This window comes from Yinghuangia sp. YIM S09857, assembly GCF_051388915.1.
GTDB lineage: Bacteria > Actinomycetota > Actinomycetes > Streptomycetales > Streptomycetaceae > Yinghuangia.
Window position 1 is genome coordinate 159,235 of record NZ_JBPKBH010000015.1, and the last position, 21,576, is coordinate 180,810.

General features: G+C 70.9%; 24 protein-coding genes. 15 read left to right on the forward strand and 9 right to left on the reverse strand.

Going from position 1 to position 21,576, the window contains the following annotated elements; translation table 11 throughout:
• Positions 1-15: 15 nt before the first annotated feature.
• Both ACRX5S_RS28230 and rpmG read right to left on the reverse strand, forming a co-directional pair.
• A complete protein-coding gene (locus ACRX5S_RS28230; protein ID WP_436775941.1) occupies positions 16-324 on the reverse strand; it encodes a ferredoxin in 309 nt (102 codons plus the stop codon).
• A gap of 98 nt (positions 325-422) precedes the next feature.
• The gene (rpmG, locus tag ACRX5S_RS28235) at positions 423-587 is read right to left on the reverse strand and encodes a 50S ribosomal protein L33 (protein ID WP_436775942.1); all 165 of its coding nucleotides are present in this window, start codon (positions 585-587) and stop codon (positions 423-425) included.
• A gap of 154 nt (positions 588-741) precedes the next feature.
• Between rpmG and ACRX5S_RS28240 the strand changes: the two genes are divergently transcribed.
• The 10 genes from ACRX5S_RS28240 to ACRX5S_RS28285 all read left to right on the forward strand — a co-directional run bounded on the left by ACRX5S_RS28240 (position 742) and on the right by ACRX5S_RS28285 (position 7,377).
• A complete protein-coding gene (locus ACRX5S_RS28240) occupies positions 742-1,902 on the forward strand; it encodes a GTP-binding protein (protein WP_436775943.1) in 1,161 nt (386 codons plus the stop codon).
• Between the two features lie 31 nt (positions 1,903-1,933).
• On the forward strand, positions 1,934-2,191 hold the full coding sequence (rpsR, locus tag ACRX5S_RS28245) for a 30S ribosomal protein S18 (RefSeq protein WP_436775944.1): 258 nt from the start codon (positions 1,934-1,936) through the stop codon (positions 2,189-2,191).
• On the forward strand, positions 2,188-3,351 hold the full coding sequence (locus ACRX5S_RS28250; protein WP_436775945.1) for a GTP-binding protein: 1,164 nt from the start codon (positions 2,188-2,190) through the stop codon (positions 3,349-3,351). Before rpsR ends, ACRX5S_RS28250 begins: the two co-directional genes overlap by 4 nt.
• A gap of 31 nt (positions 3,352-3,382) precedes the next feature.
• Positions 3,383-3,619 carry a 50S ribosomal protein L28 gene (gene rpmB / locus ACRX5S_RS28255; RefSeq protein ID WP_436775946.1) on the forward strand — a complete coding sequence of 79 codons (237 nt, stop codon included), beginning with the start codon at positions 3,383-3,385 and terminating at the stop codon, positions 3,617-3,619.
• A complete protein-coding gene (rpsN, locus tag ACRX5S_RS28260) occupies positions 3,619-3,924 on the forward strand; it encodes a 30S ribosomal protein S14 (RefSeq protein ID WP_436775947.1) in 306 nt (101 codons plus the stop codon). Before rpmB ends, rpsN begins: the two co-directional genes overlap by 1 nt.
• A 74-nt stretch (positions 3,925-3,998) precedes the next feature.
• Positions 3,999-4,169, forward strand: coding sequence for a 50S ribosomal protein L32 (gene rpmF / locus ACRX5S_RS28265; RefSeq protein ID WP_436775948.1), 171 nt, complete (start codon positions 3,999-4,001; stop codon positions 4,167-4,169).
• 376 nt (positions 4,170-4,545) lie between these two features.
• Positions 4,546-4,749, forward strand: coding sequence for a cold-shock protein (locus tag ACRX5S_RS28270; RefSeq protein WP_329421944.1), 204 nt, complete (start codon positions 4,546-4,548; stop codon positions 4,747-4,749).
• 301 nt (positions 4,750-5,050) lie between these two features.
• Positions 5,051-6,583, forward strand: a complete 1,533-nt coding sequence (locus tag ACRX5S_RS28275; RefSeq protein ID WP_436775949.1) for a DEAD/DEAH box helicase — start codon at positions 5,051-5,053, stop codon at positions 6,581-6,583.
• A 52-nt stretch (positions 6,584-6,635) separates the two neighbouring features.
• Positions 6,636-6,959: a CBS domain-containing protein gene (locus ACRX5S_RS28280; protein WP_436775950.1), complete on the forward strand. Its 324-nt coding sequence runs from the start codon at positions 6,636-6,638 to the stop codon at positions 6,957-6,959.
• 112 nt (positions 6,960-7,071) lie between these two features.
• The gene (locus tag ACRX5S_RS28285; RefSeq protein ID WP_436775951.1) at positions 7,072-7,377 is read left to right on the forward strand and encodes an SCO5918 family protein; all 306 of its coding nucleotides are present in this window, start codon (positions 7,072-7,074) and stop codon (positions 7,375-7,377) included.
• A 147-nt stretch (positions 7,378-7,524) separates the two neighbouring features.
• Here the strand turns inward: ACRX5S_RS28285 and ACRX5S_RS28290 are convergent, their stop codons facing one another.
• The 7 genes from ACRX5S_RS28290 to ACRX5S_RS28320 all read right to left on the reverse strand — a co-directional run bounded on the left by ACRX5S_RS28290 (position 7,525) and on the right by ACRX5S_RS28320 (position 14,602).
• A complete protein-coding gene (locus tag ACRX5S_RS28290; protein ID WP_436775952.1) occupies positions 7,525-7,743 on the reverse strand; it encodes a hypothetical protein in 219 nt (72 codons plus the stop codon).
• Between the two features lie 269 nt (positions 7,744-8,012).
• Positions 8,013-8,381: a MerR family transcriptional regulator gene (locus ACRX5S_RS28295; protein ID WP_436775953.1), complete on the reverse strand. Its 369-nt coding sequence runs from the start codon at positions 8,379-8,381 to the stop codon at positions 8,013-8,015.
• Positions 8,382-9,091: 710 nt separating this feature from the next.
• A complete protein-coding gene (locus ACRX5S_RS28300) occupies positions 9,092-10,717 on the reverse strand; it encodes a hypothetical protein (protein WP_436775954.1) in 1,626 nt (541 codons plus the stop codon).
• 679 nt (positions 10,718-11,396) lie between these two features.
• Positions 11,397-12,563: an acyl-CoA dehydrogenase family protein gene (locus ACRX5S_RS28305; RefSeq protein WP_436775955.1), complete on the reverse strand. Its 1,167-nt coding sequence runs from the start codon at positions 12,561-12,563 to the stop codon at positions 11,397-11,399.
• Entirely contained in the window at positions 12,560-13,744 is a 1,185-nt protein-coding gene (locus ACRX5S_RS28310; protein WP_436775956.1) for an acyl-CoA dehydrogenase family protein, read from the reverse strand. The genes ACRX5S_RS28305 and ACRX5S_RS28310 overlap by 4 nt, the downstream gene beginning before the upstream one ends.
• A 51-nt stretch (positions 13,745-13,795) precedes the next feature.
• Complete coding sequence (locus ACRX5S_RS28315; RefSeq protein ID WP_436775957.1) at positions 13,796-14,296, reverse strand: MarR family winged helix-turn-helix transcriptional regulator; 501 nt, start codon at positions 14,294-14,296, stop codon at positions 13,796-13,798.
• A gap of 30 nt (positions 14,297-14,326) precedes the next feature.
• Positions 14,327-14,602, reverse strand: coding sequence for an alpha-L-rhamnosidase C-terminal domain-containing protein (locus ACRX5S_RS28320; RefSeq protein ID WP_436775984.1), 276 nt, complete (start codon positions 14,600-14,602; stop codon positions 14,327-14,329).
• 280 nt (positions 14,603-14,882) lie between these two features.
• On the opposite strand from ACRX5S_RS28320, the gene ACRX5S_RS28325 reads away from it, so the two are divergent.
• From ACRX5S_RS28325 to ACRX5S_RS28345, 5 genes are all read left to right on the forward strand, one after another.
• Positions 14,883-17,519 carry a family 78 glycoside hydrolase catalytic domain gene (locus ACRX5S_RS28325; protein WP_436775958.1) on the forward strand — a complete coding sequence of 879 codons (2,637 nt, stop codon included), beginning with the start codon at positions 14,883-14,885 and terminating at the stop codon, positions 17,517-17,519.
• 495 nt (positions 17,520-18,014) lie between these two features.
• Positions 18,015-18,554, forward strand: a complete 540-nt coding sequence (locus ACRX5S_RS28330) for a TetR-like C-terminal domain-containing protein (protein ID WP_436775959.1) — start codon at positions 18,015-18,017, stop codon at positions 18,552-18,554.
• Between the two features lie 432 nt (positions 18,555-18,986).
• On the forward strand, positions 18,987-19,865 hold the full coding sequence (locus tag ACRX5S_RS28335; RefSeq protein ID WP_436775960.1) for a phytanoyl-CoA dioxygenase family protein: 879 nt from the start codon (positions 18,987-18,989) through the stop codon (positions 19,863-19,865).
• Complete coding sequence (locus tag ACRX5S_RS28340) at positions 19,862-20,791, forward strand: LLM class flavin-dependent oxidoreductase (RefSeq protein WP_436775961.1); 930 nt, start codon at positions 19,862-19,864, stop codon at positions 20,789-20,791. The genes ACRX5S_RS28335 and ACRX5S_RS28340 overlap by 4 nt, the downstream gene beginning before the upstream one ends.
• 52 nt (positions 20,792-20,843) lie before the next feature.
• Positions 20,844-21,576, forward strand: a 733-nt coding sequence (locus tag ACRX5S_RS28345) for a phytanoyl-CoA dioxygenase family protein (RefSeq protein WP_436775962.1), incomplete at its 3' end; no start/stop codon positions are given.

Below are 21,576 nucleotides of genomic sequence, written 5' to 3' on the forward strand. Positions count from 1 at the left end.
TCCGACGCGGGGCCGTCACGTCGAATCGCGGGCCGTCACAGTGATGGCGCCGGACGGGCAGTCGTGAGCGGCGCGGGTGATTCCGTCGGCGTGGTCGGCGCCAGGAGCGTGGTCCAGCAGCAGGACCCGGCCGTCCTCCGGGGCCTGATCGAAGACGTCGGCGGCGGCGAGCACGCACTGACCGGCGCCGACGCATCGTTCGCGGTCGACGAGGACCACGAAGCGGCCGCCTGCCTGCGGGATTTGACGGTGCGTCGGGTGAAGCGACGGGTCGCGGCGGCCGGGGCCGTCCGGGGCGCCGCCCTCCGGTGAAGTCGTGGGCACGGGCACACACCGTACATGAAATGATTTTCATTATCGATAGCGTGAGGGGTGGCGCCGGTCCTCCGGTCGCGCACCCCTCCCGCCGTTCGGGGTCCCGGTCAGCGCTCCTCGCGGAAGGCGACGTGTCGACGCACCACCGGGTCGTACTTCCGCAGTTCGAGCCGGTCGGGGTTGTTGCGGCGGTTCTTGCGCGTCACGTACGTGTAGCCGGTGCCGGCCGTCGAGCGCAGTTTGACGATCGGACGTACGTCATTGCGGGCCATGCGTCTACTCCCAAGGGGTGTCGGGGTCGATGTCGATGTCGACCTTACTGAACATGATTTTCATCAAGAGCGGCGCCTCGGGGGGTGGCGCCGTCCGCGACATCATGTACGGTAATGACAATCATTTCCATCTGAGAGTGTGTGAGGCCCGCTGATGCTCCCCGATCCGCCCCTGCCGGTCGTCCTGTTGACCGGTCTGCACGCCGATGTCCGCCGGGCCGCGGGCGACCGCCTGCTCGGCGCGGTCCCCGGGGCGGTCCTCGTCCACCAGCGTCTCGTGCACGGTGCCGAGACCCGGGTCGAACTCGTGGTTCGCGACGCGGAGAAGGTCGTGGAACGGGTGGATCTGCCGCTCACCAACTCCTGCGTCTGCTGCGGGATCCGTGAGGACGTCCTGCCCCGGTTGCGGCATCTTGCGACGGCTCGCAGGATCAGGCTCGCGGTCATCGAGACCTGGGACAGCGTCGAACCCCAGGAGGTGGCCGAGGCGATCGCGACGCATGCCGGCGCCCGGTTGCGGCTCGCCGCCGTGGTCGCCGCCGTCGCGCCGGGCCGTCTCGTCGACGACTTGGCCCGACCCGTCGACCTGGCCGAGTTGGGACTCGCGTCCTCGCCCGACGACCAGGGCACCGTCGCGGAGGTTCTGGCCCGGCAGATCGAGTACGCGACCGTCCTCGCGCATCCCCCTGTCAGCGACCACCGGCAGACCACCGGGCTGGCGCTCATGCGCCTGATGCATCCCGCGGCCACGCTCCTCCCGCTGAACGCACGCGGCCTGGACTCGTTCACGACGGCGGCCTTCGACGCCGCTGCCGCCGCGGCGCGCGTACACCCGGCGTGCTCGCTGCTCCCCCAGGAAGGCGAGTCCGCGGGCGTGGTCGCCGCGGTGTGGCGTCGCCGCCGACCGGCCCATCCCCAGCGCCTCTACGACGCGCTGGAGGACGCGGTCCCGGCCGCGCTGCGCAGCCGCGGTCGCCTGTGGCTCGCGAGTCGGCCCGACGAACTGCTCGCCTGGGAGGCCGCCGGCGGATCGCTCTCCGTCGAGTCGGCGGGGCCCTGGCTCGCGTCGCTCACCGACGCCGAATGGGACGCGATGCCGCCGCTCCGCCAGGCCGCCGCCGCGGTGGACTGGGACCCGCTGCACGGCGACCGGGGCCAGCACCTGTGCTTCATTGCCCCGGACCTCGACCGCGAGCCGTTGTTCGAGCTCCTGGACACCTGCCTGTTGACCGACGAGGAATACCTGCGCGGCCCAGCCGGCTGGCGGGAACTCGCGGATCCCTTCGCCGAGTTCCTCGACGACGTCGCCGTCTGACCGCACGACCCACCGCAAGGAGAACCCACGCATGGCCCGCTCCGGCGCAGCCCCGCGCAAAGCCCGCAAGAACCCGCTCGACGCCGCGGGCATCACGTACGTCGACTACAAGGACACCACCCTGCTCCGGCGCTTCGTCTCCGACCGCGGCAAGATCCGCAGCCGCCGGGTGACCGGCTTGACGGTGCAACAGCAGCGCGCCGTGTCGCGCGCCGTCAAGAACGCGCGCGAAATGGCCCTGCTGCCCTATGCATTCGCGTCCGCCGACGCCGCCCGGGCCAAGCGGTGAGTCGGCCGGATCCGTCCCCCGACGACGGCCGCCTGCCGGTGACCGTGCTGTCCGGCTTCCTCGGCGCGGGCAAGACGACGCTCCTCAACCACGTCCTCCGCAACACCGACGGGCTGCGGGTCGCCGTCATCGTCAACGACATGAGCGAAGTCAACATCGACGCCTCCCTCATCGCCGGTACGGGTGTACTGACCCGCACCGGCGAACGGCTCGTCGAGCTGACCAATGGATGCATCTGCTGCACGCTGCGCGAGGACCTGTTGGACGAGGTCGCCCGCCTCGCCCGCACCGGCCGCTTCGACTACCTGCTCATCGAGTCGACGGGCGTGTCCGAGCCGATGCCCGTCGCGGCGACCTTTTCCTTCGAACGGGACGACGGCGCCGACCTCAGGGCGCTGGCCCGCTTGGACACCATGGTCACGGTGGTGGACGCGTCGGCGTTCCCCGCGGACGTGGCCTCCGGGGACGACCTTGCCGAACGCGGTCTGGCCGCGTACCGGGACGACGACCGCACGGTCAGCGATCTGCTCATCGACCAGGTCGAGTTCGCCGATGTCATCGTGCTGTCGAAGACGGACCTGGTCGACGCCGCGCGCGAGCAGCGCCTGCACGCCACGCTGCGCAGGCTCAATCCGCTCGCCCGGATCCTGCGCGCCCACCGCGGCGTCGTCCCGCTCGACCAGGTGCTCGGCACCGGGCTGTTCGACGTGGCGAGGGCCGGGCAGGCACCGGGCTGGGTCGCCGAACTGAACGGCGACCCGCACACACCGGAGACCGAGGCGTACGGCATCGCCAGCACGGTGTTCCGCGCCCCGCGCCCCTTCCACCCCGGCCGGCTCTGGGAACTGCTGTGCGGAGACCTCGGCAACGGCCGGTTCGGGGACGTCATCCGCGCCAAGGGGTTCTTCCGGCTCGCCACCCGACCCACCGTCACCGGGATGTGGTCGCAGGCCGGACCGGTCGCCCGCTTCGAACCGGCCGGGATCGCCGACCCGGACCTCCCCGACGGACAGGAACTCGTCTTCATCGGCACGGATTTGCACCCGGAACCGCTCCACGACGCCCTGTCGCGCTGCCTGCTCGACCCCGCGGAGCCGCCACCCGGCGGGTCCGACGACCCCTTCCCCACCTGGGACACCGCCCCACACGCACACGCGTGACCGGCGACCTCACCGACTCCGGAGGAGACACATGTCCGCGCACTGCCAAGTGACCGGCAGGAAACCCGCGTTCGGCAACACGATCTCGCACTCGCACCGCCGGACCAAGCGCCGCTTCGATCCCAACATCCAGCGCAAGCGGTACTGGCTGGCCTCCGAAGACCGGTACGTGACCCTCACGCTCAGCGCCAAGGGCATCAAGACGGTCGACCGACGCGGCATCGAATCCGTCGTCGCCGCCATCCGGGCGCGGGGGGAGAAGGTCTGATGGCGAAGCAGAGCAAGATCGCGAAGAACGACCGGCGGCGCGTGATCGTCGCCCGGTACGCCGAACGCCGCGCCGAACTCAAGGAAGTCCTCCGCAGCCCCCGCTCCACCGAAGCCGAGCGCGCCGCCGCCCTGCGCGCACTCCGCCGCCAGCCGCGCGACGCCAGTGCGACGCGGCTGCGCAACCGCGATGCGGTCGACGGCCGTCCGCGGGGCCACCTGCGCACCTTCGGCCTGTCCCGCGTCCGCTTCCGCGAGCAGGCCCACGCCGGATTTCTCCCGGGCGTACGCAAAGCGAGCTGGTAGCGCCTCGTCCCGGACCACCGACCGAGCGCCTCGTCCCGGACCACCGACCGAACCTTCGAAGGACGTACAACACCATGGCCGTTCCCAAGCGCCGCATGTCACGCAGCAACACCCGCACCCGCCGGGCCCGGTGGAAGGCGACGACTCCCGACCTGATCCCGATCACCCTCGACGGGAGAGAACACCTCGTCCCCCGCCGCCTCGTCCGCGCCTACCAGAGGGGACTGATCCGGCCGGGTGCCTGACCGCGAAGCCCGGACCAGTACCGGCCGGCTTTCGTGCGCCGGCTCATGCCGTCGGCGGGAGTGATCGAATGAGGTCCTGGGCCCGACGAGAGGCAAAATATGTGGCCGCAGAGTGAGAAATTGCCTCGACGGGCGGCGAGGATTTCTTTCGCGACGAAACGAACGAGTTCGCCTGTTGCGGGAATTTCTTCACCGCGTGCTACTGTCGTCCTCAGTTGCAGTTGTGGTTCCCAAAATCTCCGAGCGTCCCCGTCGTGTTTTCCCGGCGGGAAGCGCTTTTGAAGGTCCGGATCATTACCGGTGGGGTGATCATCGCGGCGACGCGGAGTCCGTGAAGTGCGGGCTCCGGGCCCGGCCCCTTTCGAGGAGATTTGACATGGCAAGCGGCACAGTGAAGTGGTTCAACGCGGAAAAGGGCTTCGGCTTCATCGAGCAGGACGGCGGCGGACCTGACGTCTTCGCCCACTTCTCGAACATCGCCGCCCAGGGCTTCCGTGAGCTCCAGGAAGGCCAGAAGGTGACCTTCGACATCGCGCAGGGCCAGAAGGGCCCGACGGCCGAGAACATCGTTTCCGCCTGACGCGCACACGTACTTCGCAGCCAGGGCCCGCACCTGAGGGTGCGGGCCCTGGCTGCGCTTCTGTTCGGCACGCCCGGCGCGCGCACGTCCGCGCGCTCCCGCCGTTTCCGAGCTCACGAGGGGCCTGCACTGGCGGCATTCGCCCTGGCTGCTTCCCGTACCGATTTTTCCGGATCCGCCGGCCGGACGACACACCCGCCGGGTTTCCGATGAAACTCCCTCGGCTCGTTCCGAAATTCTCCGCACCGGCCGGTCTGCCGCGGGAATTCCTTGGCGCGCGCCGCATCAAGGAAGGTTCCGCATGAACCGCACACGTAAAGCCGATCCCTTCGCCCGTACCCGCACCGGCCGTTCGGGCTCCGCGCAGCGCGGCGGCCGCCACGGGGCGGCCCCCTCCGGCCGTTCCGGCGGACCGAGCCGTTCGGCGGGCAGCGGACGTCGGCCGTCCGCACCGCGGAGCGAGTTCGCGCTGCCCGAGACGGTCACTCCGGCACTCCCGGCCGTGGCGGCGTTCTCCGACCTCGCCATGCCGGCGCCGCTGCTGGCGGCGCTCGGGAGCCAGGGCGTGACCGAGCCGTTCCCGATCCAGGCGGCCACCCTGCCCAACGCCCTTGCGGGGCGCGATGTGCTCGGCCGCGGCCGAACCGGATCGGGCAAGACCCTTGCCTTCGGCCTCGCGCTGCTGGCCCGCACGGCCGGGATGCGCGCCGAGCCGCGACAGCCGCTGGCCCTGATCCTGGTCCCCACGCGCGAGTTGGCCCAGCAGGTCACCGACGCGCTCACCCCGTACGCCCGCGCCGTGCATCTGCGGCTGGCCACGGTGGTCGGCGGCATGCCGATCGGCAGGCAGGGCAACGCACTTCGCAACGGGGTGGAGGTCGTCGTCGCCACACCGGGTCGGCTCAAGGACCTCATCGACCGGGGCCACTGTCGCCTGAACCAGGTCGGCGTCACCGTCCTCGACGAGGCCGACCAGATGACCGACATGGGATTCATGCCGCAGGTCACCGCGTTGCTCGACCAGGTACGGCCGGAGGGGCAGCGGATGCTGTTCTCGGCCACGCTGGACCGCAACGTCGACCGGCTGGTGCGCCGCTATCTGACCGACCCCGTGGTGCACTCGGTCGACCCCTCCGCGGGTGCGGTCACCACGATGGAACACCATGTGCTTCACATGCACGGCTCGGATAAGCACCGGGCGACCACGGAAATCGCGGCGCGCGACGGCCGGGTGATCATGTTCCTGGACACCAAGCACGCCGTCGACCGCCTGACCCGGCACCTGCTGGACAGCGGCGTACGCGCCGCGGCACTGCACGGCGGCAAGTCCCAGCCACAACGCACGCGTACGCTCGCCCAGTTCAAGTCCGGTCACGTGACGGTGCTGGTGGCCACCAACGTCGCCGCGCGCGGGATCCACGTCGACAACCTCGACCTGGTCGTGAACGTCGACCCGCCCACCGACCACAAGGACTATCTGCACCGCGGCGGCCGCACCGCCCGCGCCGGCGAGTCCGGCAGCGTCGTCACCCTCGTCACGCCCGACCAGCGCCGCGGCATGAGCCGACTGATGGCGGCTGCGGGTGTCAGCGCGCAGATCACCCAGGTACGTTCCGGCGACGCGGAACTGAGCCGCATCACGGGCGCGCAGGCACCCTCGGGCATCCCGGTCACCATCTCCTCGCCCGCCGCGGACGGTGCTCCCCGTGAACGACCCCGCCGCGGCTCTTCCGTGAACCGGGGCCGGCGTAGCCGTCCCACGCAGGGTCGGAGCACCGGCCGAGCCCCGCGCCGCGCGTCCTCCTGGCAGTCCGCCTCCGACACGGCGGCCTGACGCCTTGGCGACCGAGGCGCCCATTCAGCCGCTCGTCCTTGAGGAGGCACCCTTGAAACCGGTTCAGACGCATCCGGACCCGGCGCGCGACGCCCCCGCGGTCCTTGTCGACGCCTCGTACGCTTCCGGACCGCGGGTCGGCGCCGACATGACTGTCGAGGTGGCCCTGGCCGTGATGGCCGGAGCCCTCGCCGAGCACTTGCTTCTCTGCGATGAGGACGACCAGTGCACGGGCCTGGTCACCCGGGCCCTTCTGGCTGCCGTACGCGACAGCCCGTCATACACGGACGACGTCCGCCTCCGCGACGTCATCGACGCGAACGAGGCTTTCGCCGCAGCCGCGCCGGAGACGCGGGGCGCGGAACTCGCGGTGTGACACATCGGGGCGGCGTACACCCCGTCCCCCGAGAGAGTGACGACCCCGGGGCGCCACCGCCGGCCGCCGTCGCCTCTCGACCCCGATCGGCCCTCTACTTCTGTGAGGCACAATGCGCTGCGTCATCGCCGGTTTCGCATTCGATTTCTCCAGGCACGGAGTTCTGGAATCCATGAAGGGCGTCAAGCCCGAGCCCATCACGAGCGGTTCTGTGGTCATCGGCCGCCGTCGGTACCCGGTCAAGCAGGTGGGGAGCATCCTCACCCGGCAGGACCAGCGTGACTTCACCGCGGACGAAGTCACCCGAGCCATGTCCCGGCTCGGCTTCACATGCCACCCCTCCGAAGCTGCACCGCAGCCCGGACCGACGCCGTTCCAGACCGCCTCGGCGCTGCTCGGCACCACCGCCCCCGCGTAGCACAGTCCCGCGGACGGGCATCAGGGCACCGCAAATGCCGTGGCTCCGTATCGGCGGCCGCGTCATGCCCAAGACGTAGCACCGCCGGCGCCGACGCCCCCCGGCGGACCGCCGGGCCTGCCGCCGACCGCGCGAGCGACGACCCGCTCACCCGGGAAGGGGCGGCGGCCCCGCGTGGCGCAGGAGGGCGGCGGCCTGCCGAGCGGTGTCCTCAAGGCAGTCGGCGAGGTGCCGCAGATGATGTCTGCCGTAGCTGTCGGTTGTCCACCCCAGATCGTCCATCGTCCGGACGGCGAGCCGCAGTTGCCCGGCAGCCGCCGTGAGTTGCCGCGTGAGTGCCGCGAGTGCCTGCGGGTCGTGGTCCACGGCCGTCCTCCGTGCTGTCTCGTTCCAGGGGTGGTCTCGGATCCCCGGGCCGCCAGGGCGGTGGTTGCCCAGGACAAGTCGGCCGGACCGGGTCCGCCGGATGTTCGCACCGCTCACTGCGCCTGGGCACAGCGCCTCGCGGCGTCGCGGGCGTAAGGAGGCCGTCAGGGCCGGGCGGCGAGCACGACCGAGTGCGAGCTTCGGGCCGATGCCTTGCCGACGCACGGCACCGGAGACTGTGAGCGCCACAAAGATCCGGCAGACGCAACCTAGACGCCGTCGCCGTCGCTGTTGCCGTCGCTGTTGCCGTTGCCGTCCTGGCCGGGCGGGCGGTCTTTGCGGAGCTGTTCGTTGATGCGGAGTGCTTCTTCCAGTTGGTCTTCGAGGATGACGATGCGGCAGGCGGCCTCAATGGGGGTGCCGCGGTCGACGAGTTCGCGGGCGCGGGCGGCGATGCGCAGTTGGTAGCGGGAGTAGCGGCGGTGGCCGCCCTCGGACCGCAGCGGGGTGATCAGGCGGGCTTCTCCGAGGGCGCGGAGGAAGCCCTGGGTGGCGCCGATCATCTCGGCGGCCCGGCCCATCGTGTAGGCGGGGTAGTCGTCGTCGTCGAGACGGCCGAACGAGTCCTCAGCTGTCATTGCACCTCTCTTGCTTCTTGCCTTGTCCCTTGTGGGACGTCGTGTCGGGGAACGCGTGGAGGGGCCCCGGCGCCATACGGCACCAGGGCCCCGAAGGAACTTCTACACCATCTGCCGACCTAATCCTCTGTCGGCGTGCTGTCCGCGGACCCGACCGTGATGTTGTCGGGATGCGGGGATCGCTGATTCTCGACCGGAGACCACCTCACTATCGATGTCCTGCGGTACCCGGATTCGTCTGCGTCCGGGCGATCCTGATGGTGTTCGGCGCCTCCGTTCTTCCTCGGCGGTCGACTTTTTGGGGGTGGGGTACTGCTGTGTTGCTGTGTCCTGCTGGTGTTGCGAACCGCTGATGTTGAAGGCGGGTGGCCTGACGCAAGCGCCACCTACCGCGGTTACTGCGAACTGCATCTACTCGTGCTGCTTCTACCGTCCTGCTAGCGGCGGCCCCTTGTGTCGCAGGCCGCCCGGTGCGGATACCGGTCCCGTTGCCCTTCCACCACAAATCCGGCGTCGAGACCCCGACCTCCGCACCGCCCTACGAGTACTGCTTGCCGGCAGTTCGTCCTCTGCCAGGCCCTGCTGTCCTTCTGGCTACAACAGAAACCATAGCCACGCCACCGTCCAATGTCTACTCTGACAAAGATAGATTTACGCGTGTCCGCCGGTGAGGTAATGACAGTCACCCGGCTGCCACGCCGGTTCGGGCGTCACAGTCCCCATTGGAGGCCCTTCGCGAGGTGCCGCCCCCGGCCGAGCGTGACGTGCATGTCGGGATAGACGCCGGTCTTCACCGGCGGAGCGATCTGGTGCCCCCGGTTCGGAACTGCTGCGGAGTCCTGCACGGGTCCCAACGACCGCCTCAGCACATCTGCCACGGCATCGTAGGCGGGATCGACGTGTACAGGAGGTGTGTTGCGTCCCGGGGGGGCGGCCTCAAGGCGCGGATGCCGCGCATCGCTCCGCGCTGTTGTCCGGGGGGCGAACGCGGGATCGGCGCTGGGCAGGCACCACGCGCATGTGTCTCCGGTCGCGGCCCCGACGCTGTCGTAGGCCGCGATACCCGGCAATGGTGCTCGTCCGGGCGCAGGGTCGAGGGCGGAAGGCTGTCGCTCCGGGGGAGCGAGGCCCACTGCCCTGGATTTGGCGAGCTTTCCGGCTTTGTAGTCGGCCTCGCCTCCGAATTGCCAGCGCCACGAGCCTGCCCAGGACAGATCGGCGAGCGACCGGTCCACCGTCGGGTCTCCGGCAGCCACTCGACGTACTTCCCGGGGGAACCGGTCGCGGGCTTCGTTGAGTTCGACGAGCACTCCGTCGAGGTCCCGGTCGCGGTATCCGGCCGCATGGCGGTAGGCCAGCAGCAGCGCGGCCGTGCGCATGGCTCGTACGGCCTGCGGATTCTTCCAGCGCGGGGGCGTGAGATGGAATTTCGGGGCCATTTTGCGGAAGCGTTCGTCGACCGGTCCCCGAACGGACACACGCGCCACACTCTGACGCGGTCCTTGCGTGATGGACTCCCAGAGAGTGATCACCTGATTGCTCAAGAGCGCCAGCTTCGGGTCGTTCGGAACGTAGGGGAGGATCCCTGTGCCTATCGGTCGTTCCGGAGGGACGTGGACGAGATGTCCTTTGATCCGGTTGGGCCTGGGGTGGTCAGGTGTGACCATCGCGAGGGCCAGATGCGACTGGACGTCCCAGGCGAACGCTTTGTGCATCGCCTCGGACGTGCTTCCGAGCAAGCCGTTGTCGACCACGATCACCCGTGCGTCGGGGTCGTCCACCGGTAAGCCGAGGCGCCGGAAGTACGCACGGGTATTGCGCAGTTGTCCGCGTTCACGGAACATGCGGGCGACTTCGGATCGGACGAATCTCGTCCTGCTGGTTCCCTCATCCCGTTTGTTCGCGGCAGTACGCGGCGCGGGCCGGCCGGCTGTGCGTGCCTCGCGCCGTTCGTGCTGTCGCAGCAGGGCTTTCATCACGGGGCGCGAAAGACGGGCCTCCGTGGTGTGTCTTGCGACGAAAGCGGGATCCAGCCCGCGGCATCCGGCAGCCAAGGCGTGGCCGTCGCGCCCGAGGAACACGATGTGTACGTCGGGATCGAGTCTCACCGCCTCGCGCAGGTCGCGCAGGATGGAGGCGGCAAGCCACGTGTTGAAGGGGGCGTAGTCGGCCGCGAGGGTGCGGTAGGCGTCGATCACGTTCATCGTGTCGGCCAGGTTCAACCCGTACTGCCGGCATATCCGCTGGACGGACTGGCCGGACACCTCGATCGGGGTCTCGGGGAAGTCGTGGTACGCGCGGGGGAGGCCCCGACGGCGCGCGATCGGCGTGAACATGCGTATCCAGTCGTCGGGGAGCGGGGGGCGAGCTTGCCGTTGGCGGTCGGCGGCGCTTCGCGAGACAGCCGGCGACATGGTTTCCGTCGACGACTGCCCAGCGCAAATCGCCGGACCGGCCTACGCGAGCACCCGCGTCCGACAAGCACACCTGACAGTCCGGTCCCGACTGTGGCCGAAACGACGCGTCACCCTGTCATTCCCGTCAAAGACCACGGATGGCCACGACCAGGACCGGGCCGCGCTCGTTGAATCCCGACATGACGCTGCCTTACCCCCGTGCTCCGCACCCCCCGCCGCTGCCGGGGCGTCCCGGAGCGGATCTGAACACACCTGTCTACAACGCCCTGGCCGCCGAATGGACCGCCACCGGACGCGCCCTTCCCGGCGCCGCACCACGGCACCGGCGCCTCATCGTCCCGGGAAACCACGTGCCGCCTCCGGCACAGGCCTCCGGCACAGCACCGACCTGAGTTACGGCGTTCGCACCGCGGCACGCGGCGTCCGACAACCACGCGCCGCGGGACAGATGCTCAGCCGAACGCGTGGCACCCCGGACTGCCGCCACACGTCGTCGGTGCCCGCACCAGGACTCACGAACTCTCGCCCGGGCCCTGTGCCCCGCGAGCCCGGGCATTGCGCGGACGCCTTCCACACCTCGTTCGTGTCGAAGGACGCGTCAGGCGCCGGGGATGTCGGCGAGGTCGGTCAGGGCCGCGTAGTGGTGGTCGGGGGTGCCGAGCATCAAGGAGGCGCTCATTGCGCGCTTCAGGTAGAGGTGGGCGGGGTGCTCCCAGGTGAAGCCGATGCCGCCGTGCAGGTGGAGGCTTTCCTCCGCGGTGTGCACGGCGATCTCCCCGACGTGTGCGGACGCGAGGGCGGCGGCCAGCGGGAAGTCGCCGGAGTCCTCGGCGGCGCAGGCGGCGGCGTACCGGGCGGTGCCGCGTGCCGCGGCGAGGTCGGCCCACAGGTCGGCGGCGCGGTGCCGGAGTGCCTGGAACGAGCCGATGGGTCGGCCGAACTGGTGGCGGGTGCGCAGGTATTCGACCGCGGTGTCCAGTGCCTGTTCGGCGGTGCCGAGTTGCTCGGACGCGAGCAGGGCCGCGCCGGTGTCGAGGGTGTGCCGCAAGGCGCCGACCGCGACGACCGGGTCCGCGAGCACGCGGGCCTCGGCGCCGCGCAGTTCGAGGGTGCCGAGCGGCCGCGTCGCGTCCAGGACGGTTTCGCGGCTGACGGCCACGCCGTCGGTGTCGCCGCGGACCAGGGCCAGATGGGCGGCGCCGTCCACGATCGCGGGGACGACGAACAGGTCGGCGAGGTCCGCGGCGAGGACATGTGAGACCGTCCCGGTGAGCGCCAACCCGCCGTCGCTGCGGACGCCCGTGACGTTTCGGGGGAATTCGGCGTCGGGCGCGTGCTGGGCGGGGACGGCGAGTGTCGCGGTGGTGGTGCCCGCGGCGAGCGCGCCGAGGTCGTCGGCGATGCCGGGCTCGGCCCACGGTCCGCAGCTGAGCATCGCGGTGGTGGCCAGTACGGCGCTCGCCAGGTAGGGGACGGGCGTGAGGAACCTGCCCAACTCCTCGCACACCACCGCGGCTTCGCGGGCCGTGGCGCCGGCGCCCCCGAAACGTTCGGGGATCAGCAGGCCGCTCAGGCCGAGGTCTTGGGCGAGCACCTTCCACAGGTCGTCGTCGTAGGGCTGGTCCGGGCTGTCGAGACGGGCCAACACCCGCTGCCAGGAGCTGCGTTCGCCGAGGAGCGCGCGCAGGGTCGCGCGCAGGTCGTCCTCCACGTCGCTGTGGACGAGCGACGGAATCGGCGGGTCGGCCGGGCGGACGGGGGTCATCGGGGGACGTCCTTCCAGGGGAGCTTGGTGTCCGTGCGCGGTTCGCGCGGCAGGTCGAGGACGCGGTCGGCGATGACGCCGCGCAGGACCTCGTTGGTGCCGCCTTCGATGGAGTTGGCACGGGTGCGCAGGTAGTGGAAGCCGGGGCAGCGGACCCGGCCGCTGCCGGTCATCTCGCTGCGGCGGAACGTCCAGTCGTCGTAGGTCAGGGCGTCCGGGCCGGTGAGTTCGAGGTGGAGGCGGGTGGTCTCCTGGGCGATGGCGGCGTAGGCGAGCTTCGCGGCGGAGCCTTCGGGGCCGGGTTTGCCCGCGGCGCTCGCCTGGCGTGTGCGTTCGTTGCCGATGCGGGCGGCTTCGGCGCGTACCCACAGGCGCAGCAGGCGGTGGTGCAGGCCGGGGGTGCGCAGGTCGGGGCGTTCGCGCCACAGGCGCATGAGGTCCCCGACCGGGCCGCCTTCGCGAGGCGCCGCGGCGGCGCCGATCGCGACGCGTTCGTTCATCAGCGTGGTGGTGGCGACCGTCCAACCCTGGCCGAGCTCGCCGACGCGCATGCTGTCGGGTATGCGCACGTCGCTGAGGAAGACCTCGTTGAACTCGGCCTGTCCGGTGGCCTGTCGCAGGGGGCGGACCTCGACGCCCGGGGCGTGCATGTCCAGGATGAAGTACGTCATGCCCTGGTGCTTGGGCAGCTCCGGGTCGGTGCGGGCGAGCAGCATCGCCCAGCGCGCGTGGTGGGCCAGGGACGTCCATACCTTCTGCCCGTCGACCACCCAGTGGTCGCCGTCGCGGACCGCGCGCGTGGCCAGGCCGGCGAGGTCGGAGCCGGCGCCGGGCTCGCTGAAGAGCTGGCACCACACTTCCTCGCCGGTCCACAAGGGGCGCAGCAGGCGTTCGCGTTGCGCGCCGGTGCCGTGCGCGAGCACGGTCGGGGCGCCCATGCCCAGGCCGATCGGATTGCGGGCGGCGTTGAGCCTGGGTACGCCTGCCGCTTCGAGTTCGTCGTCGACGTCCCGCTGAAGCGCACGGGAGGCCCCCAGACCGCCCAGGCCCACGGGCGCGTGCACCCACGCCAGCCCCGCGTCGAAGCGGTACCCGAGGAACTCCTGCTGCGGCAGGCCGGCCGGGTCGTGCCGCGCGACGAGGGCGCGAACCCGGCTGCGAATGCTGTCGTGGTCTTCCAACGAACTCTCCGAAGGACGTAGGAGCGGTGGTGCGGCCGTGAACCGGTGGGACTACAGCCCCTCGGGGGGATCAGGCGTGAGGCCCTCGACGGCGGCGCCCTTGGACCAGGCTTCTCCGAAGCGCTCCAGCAACTCGCCGAGGACGGCCCGGTCTTCGGGTGTCCAGTCCTTGATGGCCCACGCGATGTCGCGGCGGCCGACGGCCTGGGCGCGCTCGCACGCCGCGCGCCCCTCGTCGCTCAGGTTCAACAGGGCGATGCGTCGGTGGGAGGGGTGGACGGTCCGGGTGATGAATCCGTCCTCTTCCAGGGGGGCGACCTGCCGACTTGCGGTCGACTGGTTGACCCCCAGGTTGCGGGCCAGGTCGGTCACCGAGAGCGGGCCGGTTCGGCGCAGGAGCAGCAGAATCGACAGCCCGGACTCGTGGGTGTCGATCTCGGCGAGGCGCCGCAGCCGTCGTCGCGAGGCGGGCAACCGGCTCATGGCCGTGATCTGGCCGATGAACGCCTCGATGCGCCGGACCGCCGGGTCGTCTTCCACAGTGCCTGCCACGTCCCCAGTCATACATGCATCAATGCATAACTACAAGGCCGGCGCTCGCTCGACGGTCGGGTTCGGCGGCGTGCGCTCGCGAATTGGGCGGGTGCGGGACTGTGCCCACCGGTACGTGTGGGTGCCTGGCGGGGCGTGGAAGGTGCGTCCGTCCGGGAGTCGAACGGTTGCGGTGGTGCCTGGGGGGACGGTAGCGGTGAGGTGGAAGGCGCCGTCGTGGATGCGCCATGCCGATGTGATGGTGCCGTACGGGGTGTCGAGTTCGGCCTGTGCCCGGTCGATGCCGCCGCCGGGGACCGGCTCGATGGTGAAGCGCCGTTATGCGGCGGTGTGTTCGCCGGGGTCGGCCGGAGGGCGGATGTCCGCGACGTGGGTGTGAGGAACTGGATGACCGCGCCCTTGCCGTAGTGGTTGGGCGAGGCATGCGGCTCCCCGGCGGCGTCGATGCCCTCCCGGTGCTCCCACCACGGCACGGGACGGAGCGCATGCTGCCGTGCGTCCAACCTGGGCCGAAGAAACCTTGCACTTCAAGGTTTTAATCGTTTCAATGACACGGACCCCATGACTCCCGCCCCCGGAGGCCACTGTGACCCGCCCCACCCGGCTCCGCGTCGAGCATCTCGACGAGGCCCTCGGCATCGACGTCGTCCGACCGCGCTTGTCGTGGTGGCTGCCCGAAGGCGCGGATCGGCAGCTGGCGTACCGCATCCGCACCGACGGATGGGACTCCGGGCGGACCGAGGGCGGCGAGAGCGTGCTGGTCCCGTACGCGGGGCCCCGACCGGCGCCAGGGCAGGCGGTGTCGTGGCAGGTCAAGGTGTGGACCGACCTGGGAGAGAGCCCGTGGTCGGAACCCTGCTCCTGGGAGGCCGGGCTGCGCGCTGACGACTGGACGGCGGAGTGGATCGCACCGTCCGAGCCCGTCGTCCCCGAGGCGGGACGGCGTCCGGCCCACCTGCTGCGCCGCGACTTCCACCTCGACGGCGCCCCCGGCCGCTCCCGCGTGTACGCCACCGCGCACGGCGTCTACGAACTGTTCGTCAACGGCGTCCGCGTCGGAGACCACGAGCTGACGCCCGGATTCACCGCCTACCGCTCCCGACTGCACGTGCAGACGTTCGACGTCGGGGCGCTGCTGCGTCCGGGAGCCAACAGCATCGGCGCGATGCTGTCGGACGGGTGGTTCCGCGGCCGCACCGGGTTCCACCGCGTCCCGGACGGCTACGGCACCCGGACGGCACTGCTCGCGGAACTGCATGTGGAGACCGAAGCCGGCCCCGTGATCGTCGGCACCGGCCCCGACTGGCGCTGCCACCGGAGCGAGACCACCGCGGTAGACCTGATGGACGGTCAGGAGACCGACTTCACCCAGGCGTTCGTCGGCTGGGCCGAGCCCGGGTTCGACGACTCCGGGTGGGCGAAGGCCGAGGCGGCTCGCGACGCGCTCTGCGCGCAACCGGCGCGCCTGACCACCAGCCCGGCGCCGCCGGTGCGCGGCGTCGAAACGCTCACGCCGACGGCGATCACCGCACCCCGCCCAGGCGTCCAGGTCGTCGACTTCGGTCAGAACATCAACGGCTGGGTCCGGCTGCGCGACCTGGGACCGCGTGGCACCGAACTGGCCCTCACGCACGGCGAGGCGCTCGGTCCGGACGGCGACGTGACGCTGGACCACCTCGCCGCCGAAGACGCCATGGCCGGGACCGCGTACGGCGTCGGCCAACGCGACCGCGTCGTGTCCTCGGGCCGACCCGGCGAGTCGTTCGAACCCCGGCACACCACCCACGGCTTCCGGTACGTCCGCATCGAAGGCCACCCGCGTGCGCTGACCGTCGAAGACCTGGAAGCGGTCGTCGTGCACACCGACCTCCGGCGCACGGGCTGGTTCCGGTGCAGCGACGAGCGGATCAACCGGCTGCACGAGGCGGCGGTGTGGAGCTTCCGCGGCAACGCCTGCGACGTGCCCACCGACTGCCCCACCCGGGAACGCGCGGCGTTCACGGGCGACTGGCAGATCTTCCTGCCGACCGCCGCGTTCCTGTACGACGTCGCCGGCTTCTCCGTGAAGTGGCTGCGCGACCTGGCCGCCGACCAGTGGCCCGACGGACGCGTCCCCAACTGGGCGCCCGAACCGGGCCATGCCCGCCGAGCGGACGAGACGTACAACTACATGAACGGCTCGGCCGGCTGGGGCGACGCCGCCGTCATCGTGCCGTGGCAGACCTACCTCGCCTACGCCGACGAGAGCGTCCTCGCCGAGCAGTACGCGTCCATGACCCGGTGGGTGGCGTTCGCCGCCACGCGTGCCCGCGAGGGCCGGTACCACGAGCGCGCCGTCGCACGCCCGGAACCGGCACCGCACGAGGAGTTCCTGTGGGATTCCGGCTTCCACTGGGGAGAATGGACCGAGCCGCACGAGGAGCAGCCCTTCTGGGCCATCGACCAGGGCGTCGTGGCCACCGCGTACCTCTATCTCTCCTCGACCCTGCTCGCCCGGACCGCCTCGGTCCTCGGCAAGCACGAGGACGCCGCCCGCCACGCCTCCTATGCGGAGAACGTACTGGCCGCCTGGCGCGCCGAGTTCATCCGGCCCGACGGCACGCTGGTCGTCGACACCCAGGCCACCCACGTGCGGGCCCTCGCGTTCGGCCTGGTTCCCCCCGAGCTGCGTGCGCGGACCGCGCGGCGGCTGGTGGAACTCGTTCGCGCGGCCGACACGCATCTGGGCACAGGGTTCCTCGCCACACCGTTCCTGCTGCCGGTGCTCGCGGACACCGGCCATCTCGATGTCGCGTACGACCTGCTGTTCCGGGACAGTGAGCCCTCCTGGCTGGTCATGATCGACCGCGGCGCCACCACGATCTGGGAGAACTGGGACGGCATGTCCGCCGACGCCATCCCGCACGCCTCCCAGAACCACTACAGCAAAGGCGCCGTCGTCTCCTTCCTGCACCGCTATACAGCGGGCATCCGCCCCCGCGAAGACGCCCCGGGCTACCGGCACTTCGACATCCACCCGCACCCAGGCGGTGGCCTCACGTCAGCCGAGGCCGACCTGGACACCCCCTACGGCCGCATCACGAGCCACTGGCGCACCGAAGAGGACACCTTCCACCTCACCACCGCCGTTCCGCCCGGCACCCGCGCCACCGTCACCTTGCCCGACGGCAACACTGCCGACGTCGGGCCGGGAGAACACCACTTCGCCTGCGCGGTCGGGTAGGGAACCGCGCATCACCGCCCCTCCGGATGCGCGACCCTCTGAGCCGTTCGAGGGCGGGCCGCGGTCGCGACCGACATAGGCCCAAGGTGTTAACGCCACTGACTGTTGCCGTAAGGGCGGCGGCGTGGCTAGCCTTCCCCGTACGGGCTCGTGGCTCGAGGGCGAACCGCCCGGCTTCCGGCGGGTACGCGCGTTCGCGCTCGGGTCCGGCGTCATGCGCATGGGCGCCCTCGCTCCCGGTATCGACGACAAGGAACGTATGGACATCGACGAGGTACACGGTGTGGAGGCGGCCTACGCCTCGGTCGCGGCGGGGACCGTCCGTCCGGTGCCGCAACCGCGGACGCCGGCTGCGGTTGACGGCGATCACCGTGCTCCGCAGGCCCCTTCGCGCGGATCCGCGGGGGCCTTGTGAGCGTCTCGGCGAACGACGGCGGCGTCCGGACGGACCGTCCGTCGCGGAGCCGCGTCCGGCCGGGCGGCCGGAGCGAGCGGGTGCGGGAGGCCGTCCTTCGGGCATGTCTGGACCTGCTGGTGGAAGGCATGGTCGAGCTGCCCGCGACCGAGGTCGCGGGACGGTCGGGAGTGAACCGCGCCACAATCTACCGGTGGTGGCCGACTCCGGCCGACCTGCTCGCCGATGCGGTGGCCTTCCACTGGGACCACCGCATCGACCCGCCGGACACGGGCTCGTGGGAAGGCGATGTCCGCGCGGTGGTGACCGAGGTGGCGGCGCTGGTCGACGAGCCCGTCGAACGGGCGATCATGGCCGCGATGGCGACCGGCCGCTATCCGGCGTTCAGCGCGGTGGTCATGGGCGCCTGGCGGAAGTCGCTGCCCCAGTGGACCGGGATGGTCCAGCGGGCCGTCGACCGCGGAGAGGTCCGCCCGGAGGTGGACCCGTACAGCGTCGTGAAGATCCTGCTGGCGCCCCTCATCGCCACGTCGCTGCTGGGCGAGGGCGGGACGTCGCCGCACGAGCTCGACCAGTTGATCGACCTGGTCTGCCGGGCGACGACCGCGCGGCCGGGCTGACACCCGCCCGACGAGGCCCCTCGGACGACGCCGTCGGAAGAAGCCTGTCCGGCGGCGACGTCCGTTCCTGCGCCGTCTGCTCCTGCGCGGTCCGTTCCTGCGCCGTCTGCTCCTGCGCGGTCCGTTCCTGCGCCGTCTGCTCCTGCGCGGTCCGTTCCTGCGCCGTCTGCTCCCGCGCTGTCCGTTCCTGCGCCGTCTGCTCCCGCGCTGTCCGTTCCCGCGCCGTCCGTTCCCGTGCGGTCCGCTCCCGCGACGTCCCCTCTTCCGCGTTCCGTCCGGCGAAGCCCCGCTGGAGCCCCGCACGCCGACCAGTAAAACGACAATGTGTTGACTTAGTTGCCATGGGCTGAGTAACGTCGTTGATGCCAGCCGGAGTTGACCGCCACTGCGGTCCTCGCGGTTCTCGCGGTCCTTTGTGAAAGGAATTCCCTTATGCGCGCTTCCGGCGGGGTGCCCGCGCCGCTGACGACGTTGCCGGCGACGGCCACGGCAGCGGAGATCAAGGAGATCACCGACCGCGACGGCGGCGTCATCGTCGAGGACGTGCTGTCGTCGGAACTCCTGGCGCGCATCAACGCGGACGTTGACCCCCACCTCGTGGGGATGGACCCGGTACGGGACTTCGGGGCGATGCCCGGCGGCGGGTTCATGCCCCGCACGAAGCGGCTGGAAGGCCTCGTGGAGAAGAGCGACGCGGTCGTCGAGGTGATCCTCGACGACCACCACCAGGCGTGGGTCTCGGAGGTCCTCACCTGGGGCACGGACCACCAGTACAACGCCGGACAGGTCATCGAGATCGGCCCGGGGGAGCCCGCGCAGACGCTCCACCGCGACGAGTCCACCTGGCCGCAGGTGGCCGGTGGGCCGCACGACATCATGGCGAGCTGCATGTTGGCGTTGACCGATTTCACGGAGGAGTCCGGCGCGACGCGCGTCGTACCCGGCAGTCACCGCCCCGAGGCCGGGATCGACCCGTACGCCCTCGACATCGACCGGGACACGACCCCCGTCGTGATGAAGGCCGGCAGCGGTTTCTTCTTCACCGGCAAGCTGGTCCATGCCGGGGGAGCGAACCGGACCGCCGACCACCGCCGCCGGGGCATGTCCGTCACCTGCTGCGTCGGGTGGCTGAAGCCGGAGGAGGCGCAGACGCTGGCCGTCTCCCTGGACCGCGCCCGGACGCTTCCCAAGCGCATGCGCGAGCTGTGCAGCTTCGCCGGGTACCACGCGTACGGCGACAAGTCGCCGATCTGCTCGCACCGCCTCGACATGGTCGACCCGTACACGGTCCTGTTCGGGGAACAGCGTTGAGTGCGGAGTCGGCCGGGACCTCGGAGCTGCGCATCAGCATGGGGCTTCCCACCTTGTTCCCCCACGGGCGCGAGGTGGAGCTCTCCTGGTACCGCAGGATCGACGAAGGACCGTGGCACGGACTCGCGACGTGGGACCGCCTGCTGTACCCCGACGGGTGGTCCGTCGTCCCGCAGCTTGCCGCCGCGGCGGCGATGACCGAGCGGGTGCGCCTGTGGACGGACGTCGTCGCCCTCCCCACCCGCAACGCCGTGCTCTTCGCGAAGGACCTGGCGACCATCGACGTCCTCTCCGGCGGGCGGCTGACGCTCGGGGTCGGGATCGGCGGGTGGGACGCGGACTATGTCGCGGTCGGGAGCCACCTCCAACGCAAACGGCAGCGCATGGACGAGATGGTCGCGGCCATGCGCAAGGTCTGGGCGCAGGAGCCTCCCGTCGCGGGGCACCACCCGGTCGGCCCGGCGCCGCTCCAGGAGGGCGGCGTGCCCCTGGTGGCCGGCGTCTCCGGCCCCAAGGCGCTTGCCCGGGCGGCGAGATGGGCCGTCGGGGTGAGCGACCCCGCGCAGTCCCTCCACTTCGACGCCGAGGAACTGGCCAGGCAGCGCACGAGGGTCGTGGAGGCGTGGAAGGCCGCCGGAAGAACCGAACGGCCGCACTTCTCCGCGCCGGTCTGGTTCGCGCTCGGTCCCGACCCGAAGACCCAACTGGCCGACCACGTCATGGAGTTCTGGGGGCGTGGTGTCGCGGACGCGGTCCCGGGCTCCTTCCTCGTCCGCCCCGGGGCGGGCACGTTGAACTGCGGGGCCGCCGGGCTCCGGAACGCCGTGAACGGCGCGCGCGAGGCAGGTCTCGACGAACTCCGGCTCATCCCCACGACCGCAGATCCCGACGAGATCGACCGCGCCCGGGATGTGCTCGGCCTCTAGTGCGCTGGGCCGTCCGCACGTCCGCACGAACCCTGGAGAAGCGAGGACTTCCGTGAACCTTGAGACGCTGGGCCCCGACTGCGGTGTCGACGACATCTTGGCGGCGATCGAACGGGACGGCGCGTGCATCGTGCGCGACCTGCTCTCGCCGGAGGCGCTGCGCCGCATCGACGAGGACGTGGCGCCGTTGATCGACCGGACCGAGCCGAGCGGCCACGAGTGGGCCGGGGTCAAGACCAAGCGCACCGGCGGCCTGATCGCGTTGTGCCCGGCGAGCCGACCGACGGTTCTGCATCCGCTGGTGCTGGGCGCGGCCAACGCGGTGCTCGGCCCGTACTGCGAGAAGATCCAGCTCAACCTGACGCAGCTCATCACGATCCTTCCGGGGCAGGGCGCACAACCCCTGCACCGCGACCGATTCGTGTGGGGCGGGGCGGGCACCGGCTTCGTCGGCGCGGGCGGGATCCCCCGTCCCATCGAGCCGCAGTTCAACGCCATTTGGGCGTTGACCGACTTCACGGCGGACAACGGCGCGACCAACGTCGTGCCCGGCAGCCAGACCTGGGACTTCGACCGCGAGGCCGTACCGGAGGAGTGCGTGCAGGCCGTCATGCCGCGCGGATCGGTCCTCCTCTACACCGGCACCGTCATCCACGGCGGAGGGGAGAATCGTTCCGACGGGCCGCGGATCGGCATGACCTTCACGTACTCGCTCGCCTGGCTGCGCCAGGAGGAGAACCAGTACCTGTCCTGCCCGCCCGAGGTGGCGCGCCACCTCGACCCCG